Annotated in this window: 18 protein-coding genes; 11 read left to right on the top strand and 7 right to left on the bottom strand. The window is 51.8% G+C overall.

The features are described from left to right. Nucleotides 1-57 precede the first annotated feature (57 nt). Nucleotides 58-951: a sugar kinase gene (locus F7P81_RS16755; RefSeq protein ID WP_151160359.1), complete on the bottom strand. Its 894-nt coding sequence runs from the start codon at nucleotides 949-951 to the stop codon at nucleotides 58-60. A gap of 8 nt (nucleotides 952-959) precedes the next feature. Next, nucleotides 960-2,042, bottom strand: coding sequence for a D-TA family PLP-dependent enzyme (locus F7P81_RS16750; RefSeq protein WP_151160358.1), 1,083 nt, complete (start codon nucleotides 2,040-2,042; stop codon nucleotides 960-962). A gap of 217 nt (nucleotides 2,043-2,259) precedes the next feature. Here F7P81_RS16750 and F7P81_RS16745 point away from each other — a divergent pair, with 217 nt between their 5' ends. The 4 genes from F7P81_RS16745 to F7P81_RS16730 all read left to right on the top strand — a co-directional run bounded on the left by F7P81_RS16745 (nucleotide 2,260) and on the right by F7P81_RS16730 (nucleotide 7,502). Continuing rightward, nucleotides 2,260-3,789 (top strand): ABC transporter substrate-binding protein, encoded by a 1,530-nt coding sequence (locus F7P81_RS16745; protein WP_374828122.1) that lies wholly within the window; start codon nucleotides 2,260-2,262, stop codon nucleotides 3,787-3,789. An 80-nt stretch (nucleotides 3,790-3,869) separates the two neighbouring features. Beyond that, nucleotides 3,870-4,811, top strand: coding sequence for an ABC transporter permease (locus F7P81_RS16740; RefSeq protein WP_022709304.1), 942 nt, complete (start codon nucleotides 3,870-3,872; stop codon nucleotides 4,809-4,811). Further along, nucleotides 4,811-5,674: an ABC transporter permease gene (locus F7P81_RS16735; RefSeq protein WP_022709303.1), complete on the top strand. Its 864-nt coding sequence runs from the start codon at nucleotides 4,811-4,813 to the stop codon at nucleotides 5,672-5,674. The genes F7P81_RS16740 and F7P81_RS16735 overlap by 1 nt, the downstream gene beginning before the upstream one ends. Nucleotides 5,675-5,678: 4 nt before the next feature. Beyond that, nucleotides 5,679-7,502 (top strand): ABC transporter ATP-binding protein, encoded by a 1,824-nt coding sequence (locus tag F7P81_RS16730; protein ID WP_151160357.1) that lies wholly within the window; start codon nucleotides 5,679-5,681, stop codon nucleotides 7,500-7,502. Between the two features lie 32 nt (nucleotides 7,503-7,534). On the opposite strand, the gene F7P81_RS16725 is transcribed toward F7P81_RS16730, so the two are convergent. Next, the gene (locus tag F7P81_RS16725; RefSeq protein WP_151160356.1) at nucleotides 7,535-8,323 is read right to left on the bottom strand and encodes an IclR family transcriptional regulator; all 789 of its coding nucleotides are present in this window, start codon (nucleotides 8,321-8,323) and stop codon (nucleotides 7,535-7,537) included. 111 nt (nucleotides 8,324-8,434) lie between these two features. Here F7P81_RS16725 and F7P81_RS16720 point away from each other — a divergent pair, with 111 nt between their 5' ends. The 5 genes from F7P81_RS16720 to F7P81_RS16700 all read left to right on the top strand — a co-directional run bounded on the left by F7P81_RS16720 (nucleotide 8,435) and on the right by F7P81_RS16700 (nucleotide 14,664). After that, nucleotides 8,435-8,779, top strand: coding sequence for a RidA family protein (locus F7P81_RS16720; protein ID WP_113945964.1), 345 nt, complete (start codon nucleotides 8,435-8,437; stop codon nucleotides 8,777-8,779). Between the two features lie 26 nt (nucleotides 8,780-8,805). Beyond that, nucleotides 8,806-10,401: an N-acyl-D-amino-acid deacylase family protein gene (locus tag F7P81_RS16715; RefSeq protein WP_151160355.1), complete on the top strand. Its 1,596-nt coding sequence runs from the start codon at nucleotides 8,806-8,808 to the stop codon at nucleotides 10,399-10,401. Between the two features lie 125 nt (nucleotides 10,402-10,526). After that, complete coding sequence (locus tag F7P81_RS16710; RefSeq protein ID WP_022709298.1) at nucleotides 10,527-10,880, top strand: hypothetical protein; 354 nt, start codon at nucleotides 10,527-10,529, stop codon at nucleotides 10,878-10,880. Then, nucleotides 10,877-13,726 carry a hybrid sensor histidine kinase/response regulator gene (locus F7P81_RS16705; RefSeq protein ID WP_151160354.1) on the top strand — a complete coding sequence of 950 codons (2,850 nt, stop codon included), beginning with the start codon at nucleotides 10,877-10,879 and terminating at the stop codon, nucleotides 13,724-13,726. The genes F7P81_RS16710 and F7P81_RS16705 overlap by 4 nt, the downstream gene beginning before the upstream one ends. 2 nt (nucleotides 13,727-13,728) lie before the next feature. Further along, entirely contained in the window at nucleotides 13,729-14,664 is a 936-nt protein-coding gene (locus F7P81_RS16700; RefSeq protein ID WP_075657574.1) for a diguanylate cyclase, read from the top strand. A gap of 30 nt (nucleotides 14,665-14,694) precedes the next feature. Here the strand turns inward: F7P81_RS16700 and F7P81_RS16695 are convergent, their stop codons facing one another. Then, entirely contained in the window at nucleotides 14,695-15,513 is an 819-nt protein-coding gene (locus F7P81_RS16695; RefSeq protein ID WP_151160353.1) for a DeoR/GlpR family DNA-binding transcription regulator, read from the bottom strand. 158 nt (nucleotides 15,514-15,671) lie between these two features. On the opposite strand from F7P81_RS16695, the gene F7P81_RS16690 reads away from it, so the two are divergent. Further along, nucleotides 15,672-19,028 (top strand): autotransporter outer membrane beta-barrel domain-containing protein, encoded by a 3,357-nt coding sequence (locus tag F7P81_RS16690; RefSeq protein ID WP_246176165.1) that lies wholly within the window; start codon nucleotides 15,672-15,674, stop codon nucleotides 19,026-19,028. Nucleotides 19,029-19,114: 86 nt separating this feature from the next. Here F7P81_RS16690 and F7P81_RS16685 read toward each other — a convergent pair whose 3' ends face one another. Beyond that, nucleotides 19,115-19,660 carry a carboxymuconolactone decarboxylase family protein gene (locus F7P81_RS16685; RefSeq protein ID WP_151160352.1) on the bottom strand — a complete coding sequence of 182 codons (546 nt, stop codon included), beginning with the start codon at nucleotides 19,658-19,660 and terminating at the stop codon, nucleotides 19,115-19,117. Nucleotides 19,661-19,744: 84 nt separating this feature from the next. Next, on the bottom strand, nucleotides 19,745-20,437 hold the full coding sequence (locus tag F7P81_RS16680) for a MarR family winged helix-turn-helix transcriptional regulator (protein ID WP_151160351.1): 693 nt from the start codon (nucleotides 20,435-20,437) through the stop codon (nucleotides 19,745-19,747). A gap of 192 nt (nucleotides 20,438-20,629) precedes the next feature. Between F7P81_RS16680 and F7P81_RS16675 the strand changes: the two genes are divergently transcribed. Next, nucleotides 20,630-22,252, top strand: coding sequence for an ABC-F family ATP-binding cassette domain-containing protein (locus tag F7P81_RS16675; protein ID WP_151160350.1), 1,623 nt, complete (start codon nucleotides 20,630-20,632; stop codon nucleotides 22,250-22,252). A 57-nt stretch (nucleotides 22,253-22,309) separates the two neighbouring features. Here F7P81_RS16675 and F7P81_RS16670 read toward each other — a convergent pair whose 3' ends face one another. Continuing rightward, nucleotides 22,310-22,807: a peptide deformylase gene (locus tag F7P81_RS16670; RefSeq protein WP_151160349.1), complete on the bottom strand. Its 498-nt coding sequence runs from the start codon at nucleotides 22,805-22,807 to the stop codon at nucleotides 22,310-22,312. Between the last annotated feature and the right edge of the window lie 281 nt (nucleotides 22,808-23,088).

Genomic DNA, 23,088 nt, shown 5'->3' with positions numbered 1-23,088 from the left:
GCGACAAACTAAAAAATCTAGAGCGAGCACTGTGATCCAACATGAACGTAAACCGCTCTAGTCTACCAGAGCGCCATAATGCTGAATGGTTTTTGCTGCGGTTTGCGCTGCAAAACGGATGGCGACCTCGGCATCGCCGGTTTGTGCAAAATGACCTAAGAATGAGCCGTTGAAACTGTCGCCTGCGCCTGTGGTGTCAATAATCTGTGCGACAGGCGCTATTTTGACAGTAAAAGACTGGCCGTCAAAAAGAACTTCGATTTCATCCGCACCATTTTTGACGATGATCCGCTTCAGACCGTAGCTGCGATAGCGGCTGATTGTGTCCGCTGTCGTCAAGTCACCGAAACAGGCGACCTCATCATCAAAACTTGGCAGCACCAGATTACTGGCTTTCGCACCACGGATCAGTTGCGAGCGCATATGATCCTGATCCGGCCAGAGGCGCGGGCGGATATTGGGATCGAAGGCGATAATCTTATTCGTATCACGGAACTCTTGCAGAATGCTGAGCAGATTATCAGCACCGTCTCCCTCAAGGATTGCCAGTGTGATGCCGGAGAAAACAATAATATCAGAAGCTTCAATGGCCTGTCGCAATGCAGTTTTGTTGTCTGCCAGCAGACGCGCTGCAGATTGCGAGCGCCAATAGGAGAAACTACGCTCACCATTATTGAGATGCACCATATAGAGGCCGGGCATGCGCGATGCATGGCGCCCTATATAGTCGGTTCCGATCTGTTTTTGTGCCATGAATGCCAGCATGGCATCGGACATTGCATCCCGCCCGAGCAGAGTGAAATAGCTGACCTGCCAGTCAGTTGGCAGCGCCGCACGGGCATAATAAGCAGCATTGAAGGTGTCTCCGGCAAAGCCTTGCCGTAACAAGCCGCTGCCATCAGGGGCAAGCTCGATCATTGCCTCACCGATGGCGAGAAACTGTCCGCTCATGATTAACCTCAGACCAGCTTGCCACGGGCTGCAATCGGCCAGCTTTCAGTGACCATGCCGTTGCGCTGGATATAGAGGCTGTCAAACATATTGGTAACGACGCAGACATGGTTCGGAATGATCCGTACTTTGTCGCCGACTTTGAGGTTGATCGGCTTGTTGCTGACCAGACGGCCATGTTCTTCTGACAGCTGATCGATGCGGATATCATCGCGGCCGAGGACATGGCCATAACCACTCAATCCGAACAGGTCAGAAGTCAGCGTTTTGCTGCCGGCATCAATAATTGCGCGGTTGTCAGACGGCACGGACACAACAGTCGCCAATACAAAAAACGCACAATCATCGTAACTGCAAGCGCCGCGCTCAACGAGCGAGCGGTCATTGTAAATATAAGTGCCGGGACGATATTCCGTGACAACAGCTGCTTCTGCTGCGCTCATCATTGAGGGTGTGCCGCCGGAGGTAATGAGCGGAACTGTGATGCCGGATGCTTCGATTTTTTGTTTTGCCTGTTCCATGAAGTTTTCAACGGCAGCATGGGCATTTGCCGGCGGATAGGTCATCAGGCCGCCGAAATGCAGCCCTGCAGCATTATGAATGGCTTTGGCAAGTTCTGCTGCTGCTTCAGGCGTTGCTACACCGCAGCGGTCTGCGCCGGTATTGCATTCTACCAGCACCGTTAAAGGCTGTGCCTCATTGGCGAAAGCTTCGGACAGACCGTTAATCACAGTCATATTATCCGCAACCACACTTAGTTTTGTGCGGTGCGCGAGCGCTTTGAGCCGGTCAAGTTTTTCGCTGCCTAAAATATTATAGGTAATCAACAGGTCAGGGGAGAGACCATATTGTTTTTGCAAGCCGTCGAGCATGGCTTCTGCTTCAGAGATTTTCTGGCAGGTAATGCCGTCTGCGCCTGCTGCAAGCTGGGCATAGGCCAGCGCCGGTAATTTATGCGTTTTGATATGAGGACGTACCTTGAAACCATGCTGGTTCGCATAGGACTGAAAATTACGGATATTTCTTTCCGTTATATCCAGATCAACGACAATTGCCGGTGTGTTCAATTGGTCCGCAAGTTTTGGTTCCATTTTTCCTCACAAATTCCGCGACCCTGTTGACTTGCCTTTCAGACGTCAAAAAACGTACCGGTCAGGCTGGTCGCCCCCTTGACAAGTTATGCATACTGTATTGAGATACGTCAATCCGGTAAAATAGACCAATGTCCATTATTTTGGACAAAATGAAAAATCATACCGAGGAGGAGCTGCATCACCTGATGCAGGCAAACAATTGGGGGTTCAGAAAATGCAGGCAATGAAACTGGCACTGTTATTGGGTGCCGCGACAATCGCATTGACACCATCCGCTTTCGCGCAGCAAAAAGGCGGCGTACTGGATGTGGCAACTATTGGTGAGCCGCCGACACTGGACCCGATGGTCTCAACGGCTGATCTCGTCGGTATTGTCAGTCAGCATATGTTTGAGACGCTTTATACTTTCGATAAAGACTGGAAACCGGCGCCGCTTCTGGCTGCCAGCCTTCCGGAAATCTCTGCCGACGGAAAAACCTATCTGATTAAACTGCGTGAGGGCGTTAAATTCCACGACGGTACAGACATGACATCGGAAGATGTTGTGGCCTCCCTCAAGCGCTGGACGACACTGGCCTCGCGCGGCAAACAGGCAGCAACTTTGATTGAAGCCATTGAGCCGGTTGGCGATCACAGCATCAAAATCACGCTGAAGCAGCCTTATGCACCGCTGACCTCGCTGCTGGCTTTTAACAATTCCGCGGCCATTGTTTTGCCTGCTGAAAAACAGGCTGAACCGATGACTGAATTTGTCGGCACCGGCCCTTATCAGTTTAAAGAGCGTAAGCCGGATCAGTATATTCAGCTGGTGCGTTATGACGGTTATAAATCGCAGGAAGGCGAGCCGAGCGGTTATGCCGGTGGCCGCCAGCAAAATCTCGATGAAATCCGTTTTGTGCCGGTGCCGGATGCCAATACCCGCGTAGAAGCTGCGGTTTCCGGCCAGTATGGTTATGTGGATGCGCTGCCGGTTGAGGCTTTTGACCGTGTGTCCGGCTCGGCGTCTTCGGATGCCGTGATGCTCAAACCATTCGGCTGGCCGGTTTTCATTATGAATACTTCCAAAGGCATTGCTGCAAACCGTGATCTGCGTAAAGCTGTTCAGGTCGCATTGAATAATGAGGACATGCTGACTGCCGCCTATGGCAGCAAGGATTTCTTCAGCGCCGAGCCGTCACTTTATCCGTCTCAATTCATCTGGAGCACAGATGCGGGATCGGAAGGCAGCTATAATGTCGGTGATGCGGAAGCTGCAAAGGCGCTGCTTAAAACTGCGAATTATAACGGCGAGCCGCTGCGTATTCTCACCAGCCGTCAATATGAGTTCCATTATAAGATGGCACAGGTTGCCGCTGAATATCTGAAACTGGCCGGTTTCAATGTTGATATGCAGGTGGTGGATTGGGCAACGCTCACTCAGCGCCGTGCTGATCCGGCACTCTGGGATATTTACATCACGCATAGTCCGTTCCTGCCGGAACCGGCTCTGATTGATCCGCTTTCAGTGAGCGCACCGGGCAAGTGGAATACACCGGCGCGTGCCAAAGTGATGGATGCGTTTAATGCGGAGGCTGATCCGCAGAAGCGTGCGGCACTCTGGGCAGATGTGCAGAAAGTTGTGTTCGACGAAGTGCCGTTCATCAAGGTCGGCAACTTTAACAATCTGTCTGCCAAGTCCAAGAAACTGGATGGTGTAACGCCTGCACCATGGCCTTATTTCTGGAATGCTTCCGTTACGCAGTAAATAAAACAGGCCGCGCCAGCTTCGGAGGAGAGGCGGCGCGGCTTTAAGTTTTGGGTATTCCCGAATTGGGTGGAGACTGAATGCTACGCTATATCATACAGCGTCTGATCGGCATGATCGTGGTCATGTTTCTGGTTGTGACGATTGTTTTTGTGATCGTCCGCGTCACACCGGGCGATCCTGCAGCCGTCATGCTGGGGCCGGAAGCGACACAGGCTGATATTGAAGGACTGCGGGCTAAACTCGGTCTCGACCGCTCATTGCCGGTGCAATATGGCTATTACCTGCTGCAATTGCTGCGCGGTGATCTTGGCCAGTCGATCTTTCTCGGTCAGCCGGTTGCCCATGCTTTGGCGGAACGGGCAGAGCCGACCTTCTTTCTCACATTGTTCTCCATTCTGATTGCCAGTGCGATTGCATTGCCGGTCGGTATTTATGCCGCGGTTAAGCGAGGTTCATTTTTTGATCAGACCGCAACGGCGCTGGCGATGTTTGCCGCAAGTATTCCAAGCTTCTGGCTCGGCCTGCTGCTGATGCAGGTATTTGCCGTGCGCTACGGCTTGTTTCCGGTTTCCGGCTATGGCGGGCCGGATACGAGTTTCGGCGAACGAATGATGCATCTGGTGCTGCCGTCTTTCGCGCTGGGTATTGTGTCTTCTGCTCTCATCATGCGTTTTACCCGCGCCTCGATGCTGGATGTGCTGGGCGATGATTATGTGCGCACAGCCCGAGCCAAGGGGCTGAATGGCAGACGCGTGGTGATGAAACATGCGTTTAAAAATGCGCTGATCCCGATTTTGACAGTGATCGGCCTGACCGCAGCTGTACTGATTTCCGGTGCGGTGGTCACAGAGACGGTGTTTGGCTTGCCGGGGGTTGGCAATCTTGTTGTCTCGGCTGTGATGCGCCGTGATTATCCGGTTATTCAGGGGGCATTGCTGGTGATTGCCGCGCTCTATGTTCTGATAAATTTTGCCATTGATATGCTTTATCTGGCCGTCGATCCGAGGGTGCGTTACTGATGACCGGCTCCAGTGTAAAATCCTCAGAAACATGGTTGTTTATCCGTCGCCTGTTGCGCCGCCGTACCGTTGCATTCGGCCTGTTCGTCCTGATCGTTTTTGTGTTGCTAGCCGTTCTGGCACCACTGATTGCGCCTTATGCACCGGGTAAATTGTCGATCAGCAATCGTCTGACCGCACCGAATGGCACATGGTTTTTCGGCACCGATGAATTTGGCCGCGATGTATTTTCCCGCACACTTTATGCGGGGCAGTTGTCATTGGCAGTCGGCGCTGCGGTTGTCGTTCTGGCAAGCCTGATTGGTATCACACTCGGCTTGCTGGCCGGTTTTTTCCAGCGGCTGGATACACCGATTGCGCGTCTGATTGATGCGATGATGGCTTTTCCCGATATTCTGCTGGCGATTGCGCTGGTGGCAGCACTCGGGCCTTCGCTGACAACAGTGATTGTGGCGCTGTCGATTGTCTATGCACCGAGACTGGCGCGTGTGGTGCGTGCTTCAACACTCGTTATCCGCGAACTGCCTTATATTGAGGCATCGCGTGCGCTGGGCATTTCCACGCCGCATATTATGACCCGCCATGTGTTGCGCAACTTGCTGTCACCTATTCTGGTGCAGGGGACGTTTCTGTTTGCGCAGGCCATGCTTGCCGAAGCCGGTTTGTCCTTTTTGGGGCTTGGTGTCAGTCCGGAAATTCCGACATGGGGAACGATGATTGCCTCCGGCCGTCAATATGTCGGACAGGCAGACTGGATGACACTGTTCCCGGGTTTTGCCATCATTCTCGCCGTGCTGTCGTTGCAGATGGTGGGCGACGGATTGCGCGATCTTCTCGACCCGCGTTTGCGTAAAGATATGTGAGGGCATGATGAGCCATTTATCAGACAAACAGCCTGTGCTCCGCGTGCAAAATCTCACAACCTCTTTTCTTGGTGAGGATGGCTGGCGATCTGTTGTGAAAAATATCTCCTTCGATGTCGGCGCAGGGGAAACCGTGGCGCTGGTCGGGGAATCCGGATCTGGAAAAAGCGTTACATCACTATCGGTGATGCGGCTGTTGCAGCCGGATACCAGCCGGATTGAGGGGAATATTCTGCTTGCAGGTAAAGATATCTTGCAGTTGTCCGAGCAGGAAATGCAAAAAATACGCGGCAATGATGTCGCGATGATCTTTCAGGAGCCGATGACTTCGCTCAACCCGCTTTACACGGTAGGAGATCAGATTTGTGAAGCCCTGCTATGCCATCGCAATATGAGTAAGGCAGAGGCAAAGGCTGAAGCTCTGCGACTGATGGAAAAGGTTCGCATTCCGTCTGCCGCAAGCCGGTTCAATGAATATCCGCATCGTTTCTCCGGCGGTATGCGTCAGCGCGTGATGATCGCTATGGCGCTGGTTACCCGCCCGAAACTGCTGATTGCTGACGAGCCGACTACAGCGCTGGATGTAACCATTCAGGGGCAAATCCTCGACCTGATTAAAACCCTTCAGGAAGAGGAAGGCACTTCGGTATTGTTCATCACCCATGATATGGGCGTGGTTGCAGAAGTGGCTGATCGTACCGTGGTGATGTATCATGGTGATGCGGTGGAAACCGGTGATACGACCACGATTTTCCGCGACGCGAAGCATCCTTATACGCGGGCTTTGCTATCAGCCGTGCCTGCACTTGGTTCGATGACTGGACGTGTGCGCCCACTGCGTTTTCCGGTTGTTGATATCCGAACCGGCACGGCACTGCCGCCGGTGGAAGCTGCTGATACTGTGGCGCAGGACGTGCCGCCGGTTCTGGACGTAAAAGGGTTGACGACACGCTTTACCATTCACAGCGGATTATTCGGGAAGCTGGCAGGGCGGGTTCATGCGGTGGAGAATGTCTCTTTCTCCTTACAACCGGGGGAAACGCTGTCGCTGGTGGGCGAGTCCGGTTGCGGTAAGTCGACGACCGGCCGCTCGATCATGCGGCTGATAGAGCCGCAAAGCGGTTCCGTTATGGTCAACGGGCAGGATGTGATGGCCATGGCAGGGCATGAGCTGCAAGGTCTGCGCCGTACCATGCAGATGATTTTTCAGGATCCCTATGCCAGTCTCAATCCGCGTATGCGGGTAGGGGCGTCGATTGCGGAACCGTTTCTGGAGCATAAACTCGGTACAAAACATCAGGCGCGGGAACGTGTGGCTGATCTTCTGGAGCGTGTGGGGCTGAAAGCCGATATGGCGTCGCGCTTCCCGCATGAATTTTCCGGCGGACAGCGTCAGCGTATTTGTATTGCCCGCGCGTTAGCGCTTGATCCGAAACTTATCGTTGCCGATGAATCTGTCTCAGCGCTTGATGTGTCTATTAAGGCGCAGGTCATCAATCTGTTGCTCGATCTGCAATCCAGTCTCAATCTGTCTTTTCTGTTTATCTCGCACGATATGGCGGTTGTTGAGCGTCTCAGCCATCGTGTTGCGGTGATGTATCTGGGCGAGATTGTTGAGATCGGTCCGCGTGCCGCGGTGTTTGAAAATCCGCAACATCCTTATACGAAAAAGCTGATGGCAGCAGTGCCGGTGCCTGATCCTGCGCGACGCGGTATGCGGCGCGGGCAGATTGCTGATGAATTGCACAGTCCTGTCCGTGTGCCGGATTATGTACCGGTCGAGCGGCAGATGCGCGAAGTTTCAGAAGGGCATTTCATATTCCAATGATAGGTCCGGTGAAACAAGTCTGCTTCTTCCAGTCAGTGCTTGCCGCTGAGCGCCTGTGCGGCATCCTTCAGGCATTGCAGATAGAAAGCATGGTTCTTCAGCCCGTCATCGCGGGGGGCAACAAGGCACAGCGTTGCGGTCGCAATACCCTGCGCATCACGCATCGGTACGGCAAAACAATGGGTGAAATTATCGACTGTGCTGTTGAAAGTAAATTGACCGGTTCTGTCGGCTTCGCGTACCTGCGCGATAAATTCAGCCGGATCAAGCCAGCTGCCATTAGGCATCTGAAAGTCGGCAGCGGGAATGAAACTGGTAATTTCTTCATCGCTGAGATGAGCAACCAGAAGACGGCCGGAAGCTGTCCACGGAATAGGCACGGAATGGCCGACATCCGAGGAAATGCGGAACGGGCGTACGCCTTCTTTCATACGGGCAACGGTATATTTATTGCCGTCGAGCACGCAATATTGCGCTGTTTCACGGGTCTGTTCGGCAATGCGTTCCAGCGCGGCATCACAGGCGCGCATGAAGTCAAAATGATCTTCATAGGCCGCACCGAGAAAATAGAGTTTGCGTCCGAGAAACACACGACCGTCGCCGCCGGTAAATTCGAGAATACCATTGCGCAACAGCAGATTGACCAGCTCGTAAACCGAGGAACGCGGGGCACCGATTTGGGCGGCAATTTCATTGGGTTTCAGCGGTTCGCGCTTGTTGCGCAGAAAATCCAGTATCTCAAAGGCACGATCCAGACCGCGCGCACGTTTGCTGCTGTCTTCTTTGGGCGTGACCGGAGCGGTTGCGGTACTGTCTGACATGCTGCCTCCGATGAGCGCTATAATGTTATTGTGTCTGTTATATTGGATTTTATCATGCAGGCAAGCAGAAGTTTACAATCAGAAGTGACGATGACAGAAGGAAATACGGGTATGATTATGCGTTATCAAAAAGGCAGCCGGATGAGTCAGGCCGTGAGCTATGGCGGCATGGTGCATATTGCCGGTCAGGTGGCTGAAAACCGCAAGGCTTCTATTGAAGAGCAAACCCGTGATGTTTTGGGCAAGATCGATCAGCTTTTGCAACAGGCAGGCACTGACCGTTCCAAATTGCTGGCGGTGAATGTGTTTCTTCCGGCCATTGTTGATTTTGATGCGATGAATTCGGTCTATGATGCATGGATTGATCCGGAAAACCCGCCGGCGCGTGCCTGTGTGGAAGCGCGCCTTGCTGATCCAGACCTGCGGGTTGAAATGACAGCAGTTGCTGCCCTGTAATGCTCAATGAAGTGCCGGAGCCGGATATGACACAAACGCTCATTCGCAATGCCCGTATCATTGATGGCACCGGCGCGCCTTGGTATCGCGGTGATGTGTTGCTGAGCGGCGGGTTAATCCGGCAGATCGGCAGAGGTCTGAAAGCAGACGGTGATATGCAAATCATTGATGCGTATGAGCGTTATTTAAGCCCCGGTTTTATTGATGCTCATTGTCATGATGATCTGATCTTTCTGCGCGAGCGGGACAGGCCGGAAAAGGCGATGCAGGGCGTGACCAGTATTGTGGTCGGCAATTGCTCTTTCTCGCTTTATCCGGCAGCAGAACAGTCCCGCGAATATCTGCGTCAGCATTTCTCCGGCCTTCTCGGTGAAACGCGTTCCGATGAGATTTTTGATGATTTCTCTGGCTATCATCAGGCGCTGGAAGAAGAGGGGATTGCTCTCAATCTGATCTCACTTGTCGGCCATGCGGCTTTGCGGCTGGCAGTGATGGGGCATGACAGACGGCCTGCCACAGAGAGCGAGCTTGCAGCAATGTGCCGCTTGCTTGAAGTGCAAATGGCGCAGGGGGCGGCAGGTCTGTCTCTGGGGCTGGTTTATCCGCCAAGTGCTTTTGCTGAGATTGAAGAACTGGTAGCTTTGGGCAAAGTTGTAGCTGGTTTCGGCGGGGTGCTGGCCGCGCATATCCGCTCCTATGAAGCAGGCCTGATGCAGGCGACCGAAGAATTCGGTGAGGCGGTGCGCCTGTCCGGTGCAGCCGGATTGCTGTCACATCTGCAATCGGCGGGACGGCCGAACTGGGGCAATGTACCGGCGGTGATTGACTATCTGGAAAGCCTGCGATCTGACGGTGTGGATATCAGCTTTGATATGTATCCCTATCCGGCAGGCAGTACATGGATATTACAGCTTCTGCCAGCGGCAGTGATGGATGGTGGTTTGCCGGCTTTGAAAGCGCGCCTGCAGGATATGCCATGGCGGCAGAAACTGGCGCATTGGGTGGAACATGGCGGAGATGATTATCACGGCCAGAGCAAAATTTCGCTGATAGGTTGGGAGAATGTACGGCTTTCAGCAATCGGCATTGAGGCGCTGAAACATCTGGAAGGGCAGACCATGCGTGAAGCTGCCTTTACGCTTGGTACCACGCCTTTCGATCTGCTGGTGCGCTTTGTTGAAGAGGATGACGGGCAGACAGGGATTATTCTTTTTCAGCTTGATGAGGATGATCTTTATGCGGCCTGTTGTAACCGGTTGTTTATGGCGGGGTCTGACGGTTTGCCGCGTCCGGGCTCCAAGCCGCATCCGCGTGCTTTCGGGACTTTCCCACGCATTGCCGGACCTTTGCGGCGGGAGAAAAAATGGTTCCCGCTTGAAGATGCAGTGCGCCGGATGACGTCGGTTGCTGCACAGCGTTTTTCTCTGCATGACCGTGGCCTGTTGCGCCCCGCAATGGCTGCTGATCTGGTGTTGTTTGAAGATGCGATTACCGACCACGCGACATTTGAAAATTCCACACAGATGCCGTCTGGTATCAGCCATGTTTTTGTCAACGGACAGGCGGTGATTGCAGCAGGCAAACCGACCGGTAACAGAGCCGGAAAAGTGTTGCGCCGCTGATTGTTCCCGTTCTGATGACGTATGAGTCTGTCTTGTTGTGACGTTCATAAAATCTTAAGGCGGTATTTACCGGAAAACGATATTAATCTTGCTAATATCAGTAATATTTGAAGCAGGATAATGTCATGAACGGGCAGACCGGTGATCAGCGGTGTCATATCCGCGATCTTATGCCAGCGATTGCATTGCTGGTTCTGTTGCTTGGCGGGATTGCCGTGGCTTTTCTCAAGCCAACCGGCAAGGATGACCAATATATCGTTATGGTCGCTCCCTGGCGCACATTGAACTCTGTTATCAGCTCCATTCAGGCCGCTGAGGGCGCGATTATTTCTATCAATGCTTCATCCAGCCTGATTACAGTTTATTCCGAAAATAAAGATTTCCCAAACAGGCTTTACAGTGCCGGTGAGTGGCTGGTTTTTGAACCACTGCTGCCTGGTGGTTGTTATGCCATTCAGGAACGGACGACAGCCGCATGATCCTAGAACTTGACGACCTTCGCAGCCGGTTTGGCCGGTTTTTGGTGATTTTATTCTGGCTGCATGTCCCGCTTCTGGCGCTGGTTGCTTATGTCACCGGTCATTCGCCGGTCGGTGCAGCTTTGGCCGGCGTGGTGCTGGCCGGTGCCTATCATATGTCATGGTTGCGCTCAGGCATTGCTCCGGTAACGCGCTATATTTCCGGCGTTGCCCTGATGGGGCAGCCCGCATTGCTGCTATATTTTATGAGCGGTCAGCTCTGGCAAATGGATATGCATATGTATTTCTTTGCTATGCTGGCGCTCACGGTTGCGTGGTGTGACAAGCGTGCAGTGCTTTTTGCTGCCGCTGCGGTAGCTCTGCATCATTTAACGCTGGATTATCTGATGCCTGCAGCAGTGTTTCCTGAAGGCGGGGATATCAAGCGCGTTCTGCTTCATGCGGTGATTGTTGCGTTTCAGGCTGCAGTGCTGGTGTGGTTCGGCGATATGCTTGTCGATTGCTTCAACCGCATTAATGCCATGCGCGATGAAATCATTGCCAAGAATGCGGCTCTGGAACAGCGCACCCTTGAAGCGGAAGCTGCAAGCAAATCGAAGAGCATGTTCCTCGCCAATATGAGCCATGAAATCCGCACGCCGATGAATGCCATTCTGGGCTTTTGCCATCTGGTGTTGCGCACGGATCTGGATCTGCGTCAAAAAGAATATGTCTCGAAAATCAGCAATGCCAGTACGGCTCTGCTGCGGCTGATCAATGATATTCTCGACTTCTCCAAGAATGAGGCAGGCAAGCTTTCTCTCGAGACACGTCCGTTCAATTTACGCTCTTCTTTGCAGAGCCAGCTTAATCTGGCGGCAATTAATGCGGAGAATAAGGGCGTCAGCATTGAGACTGTAATTCAGAATGATGTGCCTGCAGTTCTGGTCGGCGATGAATTGCGCCTGAATCAAGTGCTGCTCAATCTCGTCAGCAATGCGGTGAAGTTCAGCGAAAAAGGGACTGTCACAGTCACGGTTGATGCTGAAGAGCAGCAGGATGCAGGTGTTAAACTACGCATATCGGTGCGTGATCAGGGGATCGGTATGGCACCGGAACAGCAAGCTTTGCTGTTTAATTCTTTCACGCAGGCCGACAGTTCCATGACGCGCCGCTTTGGTGGTACCGGACTTGGACTTGTTATCAGCAAACAAATTGTTGAGCAGATGGGCGGCACAATCGGCGTGGAAAGCATGCCGGGTGTGGGCAGTACTTTTACCTTTACCGTCAATATGGCAATCGGTGAAATGCAGACTGAGCCGGAGCGCATCGCTTCGGCAGAGATTGCAGGTTTGCGTGTACTTGTGGCTGACGATAATCCGGCCTCGCGCGAGATTTTCCATGATGTCTTTAATTCATGGGGCTTGAATATTGATCTCGTTGCATCCGGTGAGGAAGTCCTGGGCGCGCTTGAAGGAGCATGCAAAGCCGGCCAGCCTTATGATCTGGTGGTTCTGGACTGGAAAATGCCCGGCATGGACGGTCTGCAAACAGTACAGGCGCTTCATCGTAATGAGAATCTTTCGCCGCTGCCTTATGTGGTGATGGTGACGGCCTATGGTAATGAGGACTTCCGTGCTGAAACCGAGCGTTCGGGTATTGCTGCCTTCCTGACCAAGCCGATTGTCCCGAATGTGCTTTTTGACACGATTACCGGCTTGTTTGCCCGTGAAACAGCGGCGGATGCGCCGCATGCGGAAATCGGTCAGACTATTCCGATGGTGGCGGAACAACTGCGTGGTCTGAAGGTTCTGCTGGCTGAAGATAGTATGATCAACCGTGAGATCGCGGTTGAGCTGCTGCAGGATGCCGGATTGGTGGTTGATGTTGCTGAAAACGGCCGTATCGCCTGCGATCTCGTTCTTCAGGATCCGCTGCCCTATGACGGCATTTTGATGGATATCCAGATGCCGGAAATGGACGGTATTGAAGCCACTTTGCAGATCCGTAAAAAATGGTCTGCGGAGCAATTGCCGATTATTGCCATGACTGCGCATGCCTATGAGGAAGAGCGGCAGAAATGTTTTGCTGCGGGTATGGACGACCATGTGGCCAAACCGGTTGATCCGTTCCTGCTGGTTCGCACACTTGATCGTTGGTTGAAGCCGCGCAGCAAAGAAGCTGCGCATCCGGTCGCAGAGTCTGCTCCGGTCGCAGTGAAGCCTGTAAGGGATTTGCCGGAAAGCTTGCCGCCGTTTGATCTTACAAAAGCGCTGGCGCGTATGAACGGTAAAACATCACTATTGCGTAAGCTGATTATCGATTTCGGACAGAGATTTGCTGCAACACCGGAAGAGCTCAACGAGCTGATCGGTCGCGGTGCATTGGATGATGCGCGGCGCAGCGCCCATACGCTGAAAGGTGTGGCGGGATCGCTGGAACTGGCAGAGGTTTATGAACAGTCTGCCAAGACTGAAGCTGCATTGGCACAAGGTGATGTGGTTGCGGCTAATATATTGATTGCTGAATTGGAGCAGGTGCTGAAACCGGCAATAAAAGCGGCTAAGAGTCTTGTAACTACAACAGAAGATGATAATAAACCGGTTCCGGCAGGACAAGCTGATCCGGTCAATATTCAGGCGGAGATTCTGGTTTTCCGCGGGCTTCTGGAACGCAGAAGTCTGAAGGCACGCAGCAGTTTTGAAAAATTGGCGATTACGCTCGGTATGACACCTGACACTCTGCAGGCTCATCCGGTGAAGATCGCTCTCGACAATCTTGACTATAATCGCGCCCTCACATTGCTGGATGCTGAATTTGCTGATGTTTTGCAAGCTTCACCGGACACTGAGCGTATCGGAGAATAATTATGACAGACCGCGCGGTCATCCTCATTGTGGATGATGAAATCTCAAATATTGAGATTATGAGTGCAGTACTCGAGGACGATTATGAAGTATGTTTTGCGACTTCAGGCGAGGAAGCATTAAAAGTTGCACAGACGGTGTTGCCGGACCTTATTCTGCTCGATGTGCTGATGCCGGGTATTGACGGATATGAAGTTTGCCAGCGTCTGAAAAAAGATCGCATGCTTGCGGATATTCCGGTGATTTTTACAACCGGCCTGAATGATCAGGATGCGGAAGTACGCGGATTATCTGCCGGTGCGATCGATTATGTGACCAAGCCTATTCAGCCGGTTATTTTGCTGGCGCGTGTGGCCAATCATGTTGAATTGAAACGTCTGCGCGATCAGCTGGCGCAAATGGCTGTGACAGATGCTTTGACCGGTTTAAGCAACCGCCGTCATCTGGAGCAGACATTGGCGACGGAAACCACGAAACTGGCCCGCACAGGCGACTGGCTGTCGGTTATCATGGTCGATATCGACTTCTTCAAATTGTTCAACGACACATTTGGTCATCCGGCCGGTGATCGTTGTCTGGCGATGGTTGCAGCGGCTCTTACGCGCGCGGTACATCTGGCAACAGATGTGACAGCACGTTATGGCGGTGAGGAATTTGTCTGTGTCTTGCCGGGGCGGGATCATGATGCGGCAGTATTGGTGGCCAAAGAAATACAGGAACAGGTCAGTTCTTTAAGAATTCCGCATCCGGGTTCAACGGTTTCCACTTGTGTCACGGTCAGTATCGGCGTTGCTTCGGCGTGTTGTCTGCCGGAAATGTCTGCATCGCAGTGGATGGCACATGCTGATCGCCAGCTCTATCTGAGTAAACGTGCCGGCCGGAATGAAATTTTCAGTACTGTTTTCAATGCGCAGGAAATCGGTCTGATTTCTGAATAATCCGGGATCATTGCTCTATGACCGGCAAATTCAGGTATTTTGCCGGTCAGCGATCTCACACAGATGCAACTGAAGCTTATGCGTCTGTATTTTCTCAAAAATATGCGGCGCCGGTGCTTTGTCGGTGATAATAGCATCGACAATATTCAGTGCGCCGAGTTTAACAAGTGCGCGTTTGCCGAATTTGCTGCTGTCGACAGCCAGCAATTTGTGTCTGGATTGGTCGAGCGCTTTGGACACGGCCGCTACTTCTGTCCGGTCATCATCACACAAGTCACCGTCATCATCGATGCCGCTGACAGAAATCACTGCATAGTCGAATTTGAAACGGTTGATGAAATCGGGTGTGTCTTCCTGAAAAATGCCGCCATCTACGGCGCGGACAAAACCACCCGGAATTGCCAGCGCGAAATCGGAATTCTCGCTGATGAGTGATGCTACACGCAGACTATAGGTGACAATGCGCAAGCCCTGCCTGTTTTTTATCAGCGCAGCGGCAATGGCCTCGCAGGTTGTGCCTGTATCAATGAAAATCGTTGTGTTGTCGGGAATGTAATCGGCTACAAATGCGGCAATCGCCTGTTTTTCTGCGGCCTGATCCAGACGTCTCTGACGATAGGTTCCGGCATCCATCGGAGCTGCGATCGTCGCGCCGCCATGGATACGGCGAACTTTGCCTGTGGTTTCCAGCGCCATGATATCGCGGCGTGCAGTTTGCATCGTCACCGAGCAGAGATGCGCAATTTCTTCCAGCGAAATATAATGATTTTGCTCGAGATATTGCAGCAGAAACGCCTGACGGTTGTCTTTTTTGTTGCCGCCGGTTGATGCCGAATTGTCAAATCGCATAGCGCCCCCTGTACTCCACGTATGTCGGACAAAAAAAATTATGCGTCAAGAAAATGATTTTTGACAATCATCCGGATTGTATAAAAACTGACATATGACTCGTCTAATGTAAGAAAAGTGACATTTTATGTCTCAAATCTTATTATCAGGATGATATGATGAAACAGCAGCGGTCAGGCGCAAGGCATAAGCGTAAATTAACGGCAGGGGTGGCGAGTGCAATATTGCTGGCCGCGCTGAATACAAATGCACAGGCAGAACCAGCAAAAACACAGAATTTTTCTCTGACCGTGATGGGTTTTAACATCTGGAATAACGGTCTTGATTCCAAAATGTGGGATGCTGAAGCAAAAAAGAATGGCCAGTTGATTTATAATAAGGCCATGCAGGATTTGCTGCGTGGCGTAGCGCCTGATGTGCTGGTTATGCCGGAGCTTTACAACAATAGCGACAGGCCGTTTGGCGATACGACGGTTGTTAAAGCCCATGTGAAAAATACTCTGGATCTGCTGAATGAAAAAGCAGACAAGCTGGGTGCATTTGAAAAAATCAAAGATCATGGTTCCCGTGAAGGCGAAGGCATGGTCTTTACAAGCGGTGAAACGGAATATCTGGCGGCGAATACGGTTGTCGTGAAGCCGGGTAATGGTTTCCCTGATACGGTTATCGCCGGTCGCCATTTCAATTATGCAGACACATCGGCTGGTCGTATCGCTCAGGCAAAAGATGCTAACAAACTGGCACAATCTGCCCTGGCGCCGACAATATTGCTCGGCGATCTGAATGCCGGTGATGTATCGGAACGAGGCCTGCTGAGTGTGGATGCGCAACTGCGTCTGATAAAAAAAGCCGCTGGTAACGCATTTTATAAAACGCTGGCTTATGAATATCTTGAGCGGGCGGATGCAACAAAATGGCGTGCAATCATTCAAGCCGAACACCCAAATGCCAATATTGACAATTTGTCATGGGAGCAGTGGGGCAATGCACTGGACAAAGCCTATCAGGCTCAAAAAGATATAGGCTTTGCCGGAGAGGCCTATCCGGTAGACAATAATCTTCCGGTGACGATGAATATTCTGAAACAACAATATCAGCTGATTCAGCTTGAGCGGAACCGTGAACAGTTCAAACCAAGTGAAGTTGGTGATGAACGTGCGACCTGGACCAGTGACGGTGAAGAATCTACCAATACATGGCCGAGCTGGGATCGTGTGAATATTGATCATATTCTGGTTTCCCGACCTTTCGCCAAATGGGTTGAGATTGTTGATAATGGTCAATGGTCCGGCACACTTTCCAAACCGTCATTGCTGCCAAATGGTAATTCGCTGTCGGATCACGATCCGGTCGCACAGGAGCTGCGCTGGGTAGGGCCAAAGCTTGAGACTTATAAAGACGGAGATGTTGAGAAAAGCCGTCTGATCTGGGGCGCCGGTGCATCCGGTTTTGAAGCCAAAGGCAAAGAGTTTTTCCTGACCCGTAATAATAACCGTAATGATGTTTATCTTGGACAGGTCGCGGATGAAAACGGCAAACCGATCTTGAAGGATCTGACGCAGGAAGAAAAACAAACACTGCTCAATTGCCAGACAACGGATGCACGCTTTGCGCAGGCTGTAAGAGATTACTGTATTGATAATCACGATTTCATTGGCGAAACCTCGGTTTCCGATGGCGGAACGGTGATTGTTTTTGAAGATGCGGCGCTGGGTAGTGCATCAGCAAATTTACGCTTAAATGGTGGTGGTCTGCGCGTGGCTGGTCTGGCAATGAACAGTCTTGAGCGCAAAATCGTGCTGGACGGTAATGGCTGGATTGATGTGACTGAGGCCGCCAATAATCTGAAAGTTAATCAGGAGATCAGCGGCAGCGGTGCTCTCATCAAACGCGGCGAGGGCGTGCTGACACTGAATGCTGCCAATAGCTACAGCGGCGGCACATCAGTAGAGCGCGGCGGGTTGATTGTCGGTGATGCAGATCATACGGATGCTTCAGTGAGCGGTATGATTAAAGTCAGCAATGGTGCATTTCTTGCGGGTTCAGGAACGCTCGGCGGTATTCATATTGCTGCGGATGCTGTTCTGGCCCCGGGTAACTCTATCGGCACGCTGAAAACTTCCGGCGATCTGGTGATGGAGGCAGGCTCTCTTTATCATGCGGAAATCAATCCGGATGGTACATCTGATCTCGTTCAGGCTTCCGGTACTGCAACAATCGACGGTGCCCGCGTTTATGTCGATAAGGCGGGAGGCTCTTATATACCGGGCAGTCGTTATACCATTCTCACAGCGGATGGCGGTGTGAACGGTACTTTCGCTGACCTTAGCCAGAATATGCCATTCATTAATCTCGGTCTGATTTATGATCCGAAGGCGGTCTATCTGGATGTGCTGCGCAATCAGGTTGCGTTTGACGATATCGGCGAAACGGCTAATCAGCGTTCTGTCGCAGCCGCTGTTGAATCTCTGGCAAGTGGCAATGCTGTTTATGATGCGGTGCTCGGGCTGGAAAGCAAAAAACAGGCTTTGGCTGCTTTTGATCTGCTGACAGGTGAGATACATGCATCCGCTAAAACGGCTTTGATGAATACGAGTAGCGATCTGCGTAATGCAACTCATGATCGTCTTCGTTCCGCTTTCGGGGATACACATGCACAGAAGGGCGCACAGGTTGTTTCAGCCAAAGATGCGCCTGCTGCTTTGTGGATGCAGAGCTTCGGCACATGGGCTGAGAATTCTGCAAGCGGCAATACAGCAAAACTCAGCCAGACAACGGGTGGTGTCTTTGCCGGTTATGATGCAGAAATTGCAGAGAATGCACGCCTTGGTGCATTGGCCGGTTACAGCCGCACCAGTTTTGATGTTGATGACCGTGCCTCATCCGGTGAGAGTGATAATTATCATCTCGGCATCTACGGCGGTTCGCAATGGGGCAATACTGCTCTGAGCGCTGGTCTTGCCTATAGCTGGCACTCGGTAGATATCAGCCGTTCAGTCCGTTTTGCTGATTTCTCGGATAAACTCGCAGCTGATTATAATGCAGGCACGGTTCAGGCTTTCGGTGAACTCAGCCATAAGCTGCAAACCGGTAATGCGGTCTTCGAGCCTTTCGCCAATCTTGCCTATGTTGCTGTGAAGACGGATAGTTTTACCGAAACCGGCGGACAGGCTGCTCTGACCGTTGACGGTGACAGAATGAGCACCGTGTTCACAACGCTCGGTATTCGCGAAGCAACAGAGATGATGTTTGGTAATATCAAAGCCGAGCTGAATGGTACGCTTGGCTGGCAGCATGCATTTGCTGATATTGATCCAGCCAGTCGCGCATCTTTTGCAACGGGTTCTGCATTCGATATTTCAGGTGTTCCTGTGGCAGAGGATACCGCGCTGGTTCAGGCAGGTTTTGATATTAAGGCCAGTGAACAGGCAACTTTCGGTATCAGCTATCGCGGTCAGTTCGGATCAGGCTTTCAGAGTAATTCTGTGAATGCCAAACTTGGCATCAAATTCTGATCCATCATATATTTTGTAAAAGAAAACTGCCGGCTTCCGTCACGGAGGCCGGCAGTTTTATTCTTTGTGTTTGTTTCGCCGGAAGATCAGGCGGCCGGTTTTAATGCGACAGCAGGAAAATCTACCGGTACATCCAGCGCGACATTGATATAATTGGTGAAGAGATTGAGAGCGACATGAGCAATAATCTCCACAATAGCCTCATCGTCAAAACCTGCGGCTTTCAGCACCGCAATATCATTTGCTGTCACTGCGGCACGGTCGCGGGTGATTTTGAGGGCAAAGCTCAGAGCAGCTTGTGTCCGCGGGTCTGAGGATTGTCCGGTCTGGGCAGCCGCCATATCGGCAGCTGATGCGCCGGCCTTGCGTCCGAGCGCTGTATGGGCGGCAAGGCAATATGCACAATTATTGGCATTGGCAATTGCAACAGCGATTTCCTCGCCCAGACGCGCACCGAGTTTGCCGGTACTAAGAGCGCCGAACGATCCCCACATGCTTTGCAGTGCGGCTGGTGAATTGGCAACAGCCTTGAACATGTTCGGGACAGTGCCGAAAGCACCGTTAATCTGATCAAGCACCGGTTTGACAGAACCGCTGGCAGACGCTGGATCAATGAGATGAATATGTGCCATAATAGATAATCCTTCTCTGTAGCTTGGAGTTGGGTCAATGAACGGTCCGGTGATGGCAGTCACCGGGCCGTTTTCAGTTCCGGCTTATGAGCCGTGAACAACGGTGTCCGGCATTTTTTGTGTGCCGGAGATATTTCTTTCAGGGTTTTGGGTGAATGCTGCCCAGTTCACATCCTGAGCAGTCTGGTCTGCGGCTTCATGTTCTCCGCAATCCAGTCGGAGATCCGTACCGGCAATATCTGCGCCGATAAATGTGCAATGATGCGGGTGCGATGATCCGGGATGAATATTCGGACGGAAATGACGGCAGGAAACACACATGCGCTGCAGCGGAATAGCGCCGGCTTGCTGTAATTCACGGATGAGTCTGATTTGTGTGGCGAGTAATTCGCTTTGTACCGAAGCAGGTAAGCTCGTTAGCGCCTCGGAAAAGCGTGATGAACTCTCTTCTATCGCAGCATTGACGGCATGACCTTCAGGGGTCGCGCATATGATGCTTGCCCGTGCATCAGAGGTGTCAGCGGTGCGGATCAGTAGTTTTTTCCGGACAAGGGCGTTTACCGTCTCCGTGATACTGGCACCGGAAACGGCAAGTTGCGCAGCAATATTTTTTGAGCGCATACCGTCGGGCCGCGTCACAAGTAAAGCTAGAACCTGTGCCTGAGCCGGGTTCAGCCCTTCGGCTGCTGCTGCTGCCCATAGTTCAGCTCGCAGAACGATAGCAAGGCGATCAAAGCCTGTCCGTAGGTGCCGGAGTGTTGTTGATATCTGACTCATGTAAATATTAAGTAGGAGTCCTAATTAAATGTCAAGCACTCAATACCGACTGCGGATGACGAACAGGCCAGTTCTGGCTTTAAGTTCTCAATCTTGTCAGAGAGAGTGTATTAAATTGCAGAACTTGTAAGACGTGACAGCGCGCCTAAGGCGTGGCATAGGAGGGCGCACAATCACAAGGCCTCCTGTTTCATGATCCGCATTGACAATATCAGTAAGTCCAATAGCCATCGCATTCTGTTTATTGAAGCGTCTGCCGCTTTGAACCGTGGCGAAAAAATCGGCCTTGTCGGGCCGAATGGTGCCGGTAAAACAACGCTTTTCCGTATGATCACCGGTGAAGAACAGCCGGATGAGGGACAGGTTACGGTCGAGAAAGGCGTGACGATCGGCTATTTTGATCAGAATGTCGGGGAAATGGGCGGGCGTACGGCCGTTGCGGAAGTGATGGATGGTGCTGGCCCTGTCAGTATCGTAGCTGCAGAATTGCGTGAACTCGAAGCTGCAATGTGTGATCCGGATCGTATGGACGAGATGGATACAATCATTGAGCGCTATGGCGAAGTTCAGGCGCGCTATGAGGAACTCGACGGTTACGGTCTTGATGGTCGTGCGCGTGAAGTGCTTGCAGGTTTGAGCTTCTCTCAGGAAATGATGGACGGCGATGTCGGCAATCTGTCCGGTGGCTGGAAAATGCGCGTGGCCTTGGCGCGCATTCTGCTGATGCGCCCCGATGTGATGCTGCTTGATGAACCTTCCAACCATCTTGATCTTGAAAGCCTGATCTGGCTTGAGAATTTTCTCAAAACCTATGACGGCGCTTTGCTGATGACGTCGCATGACCGCGAATTCATGAACCGTATTGTCTCCAAGATTATTGAAATCGACGGCGGTAATCTCACGACCTATTCCGGCGACTATGTTTTTTACGAAGGCCAGCGTGCTCTGAATGAAAAACATCAGCAGGCACAGTTCGAGCGCCAACAGGCAATGCTTGCCAAAGAAATCAAATTTATTGAACGCTTCAAAGCGCGCGCATCCCATGCCTCACAGGTACAGAGCCGCGTGAAGAAGCTGGAAAAGATTGATCGCGTAGAACCGCCGCGCCGTCGTCAAACTGTGGCTTTTGAATTTGCAACGCCGCCGCGCTCCGGTGAAGATGTCGTTAATCTCAAAGGTGTCCATAAAGCCTATGGCAGCCGCACAATCTATGACGGGCTGGATTTTATGATCCGTCGTCGTGAGCGCTGGTGCATTATGGGTGTAAATGGTGCGGGTAAATCGACTTTGCTCAAACTGGTGACCGGTACGACTGATGCCGATCAGGGCAATGTTTCACTCGGTGCCAGCGTTAAGCTCGGTTACTTCGCTCAGCATGCCATGGATATTCTGGAAGGCGACAGCACGATTCTGGAATGGCTGGAGCAGCGTTTTCCAAAAGCAGGGCAGGCACCTCTGCGGGCTCTTGCCGGTTGCTTCGGTTTTTCCGGTGACGATATCGAAAAGAAATGCCGTGTGTTGTCCGGTGGTGAAAAAGCGCGTCTGGTCATGGCGGCTATGTTGTTTGATCCGCCGAACTTCCTTGTTCTGGACGAACCAACCAACCACCTTGATCTCGATACTAAAGAAATGCTGATTAAAGCACTGGCTGCCTATGAAGGCACAATGCTGTTTGTTTCGCATGACAGACATTTTCTGTCAGCGCTTTCAAATCGCGTTCTGGAACTGACGCCGGATGGTATTCATCAATATAGCGGCGGTTATACGGAATATGTGGAAAGCACGGGACAGGAAGCACCGGGGCTGCATAGCTAAAATGAATACGCCTCCCGAACTGGTCTTCGGGAGGCGTCTTTATAATAAGGTATATGTTTAGCGGCGCTGCAACTTTTCAAAGCGCTTAATCAGGCGATCCCGTTTCAGCCGGGAGAGACGCTGAATCCAGAAGATACCGTTCATCTGGTCAATCTCGTGTTGATGGCAGACAGCAAGCAGTCCTTCGGACTCTTCTATATGTTCTTTGCCGTCCAGATCCTGATAGCGGATATGGACGGCTGCGTGGCGTTCAACCTCATCCACAACACCAGGCATAGAGACACTGCCCTCTTGATGACGGATCATATTTTCAGAAGCCCAGATGATTTCGGGATTGATGTAGATTTTCACGCCTGCATCGGGCGAAAGCTCCAGAACTGTAATGCGTTTCGCTACGCCGATATGAGATGCAGTGATTCCGATGCCCGGTGCTGCGCGCATAGTGCCCAGAAGATCATCGGTGAGTTCACGCAAAGACGCATCAAATTGCGTGACAGGTTCTGCAATCTCGCGCAGACGCGAATCCGGATAGATAATAATAGGGCGAATAGTCATAACGGGGCTTTGTCTCGCTGAGTCTGAGCTATGTATATAAAGTCTCGAGCTCTCATTACCGTAAAAGCGAAATTTTGGACAGTTCTGCTGCGACTCGTAAAAACCTGCCTGGTTATTCCCGCCTGATTCCGCTCGTTTTGGTTTGAAATCGGTATTTGATTCTGAATTTATGAGTCGAAACAAGGGTTTGTGGGTGTGATTTGATATATTTGGCTTTGTTTTTGGGGTGATTTGGGGAGGTTTTGGGTGTTGGAGTAGTGTGGTGAGGGGATAAAGCGGGG

The organism is Pseudochrobactrum saccharolyticum, assembly GCF_008801715.1.
Taxonomy (GTDB): Bacteria; Pseudomonadota; Alphaproteobacteria; order Rhizobiales; family Rhizobiaceae; genus Pseudochrobactrum; species Pseudochrobactrum saccharolyticum.
This window is presented reverse-complemented; position numbering and strand designations above follow the sequence as displayed.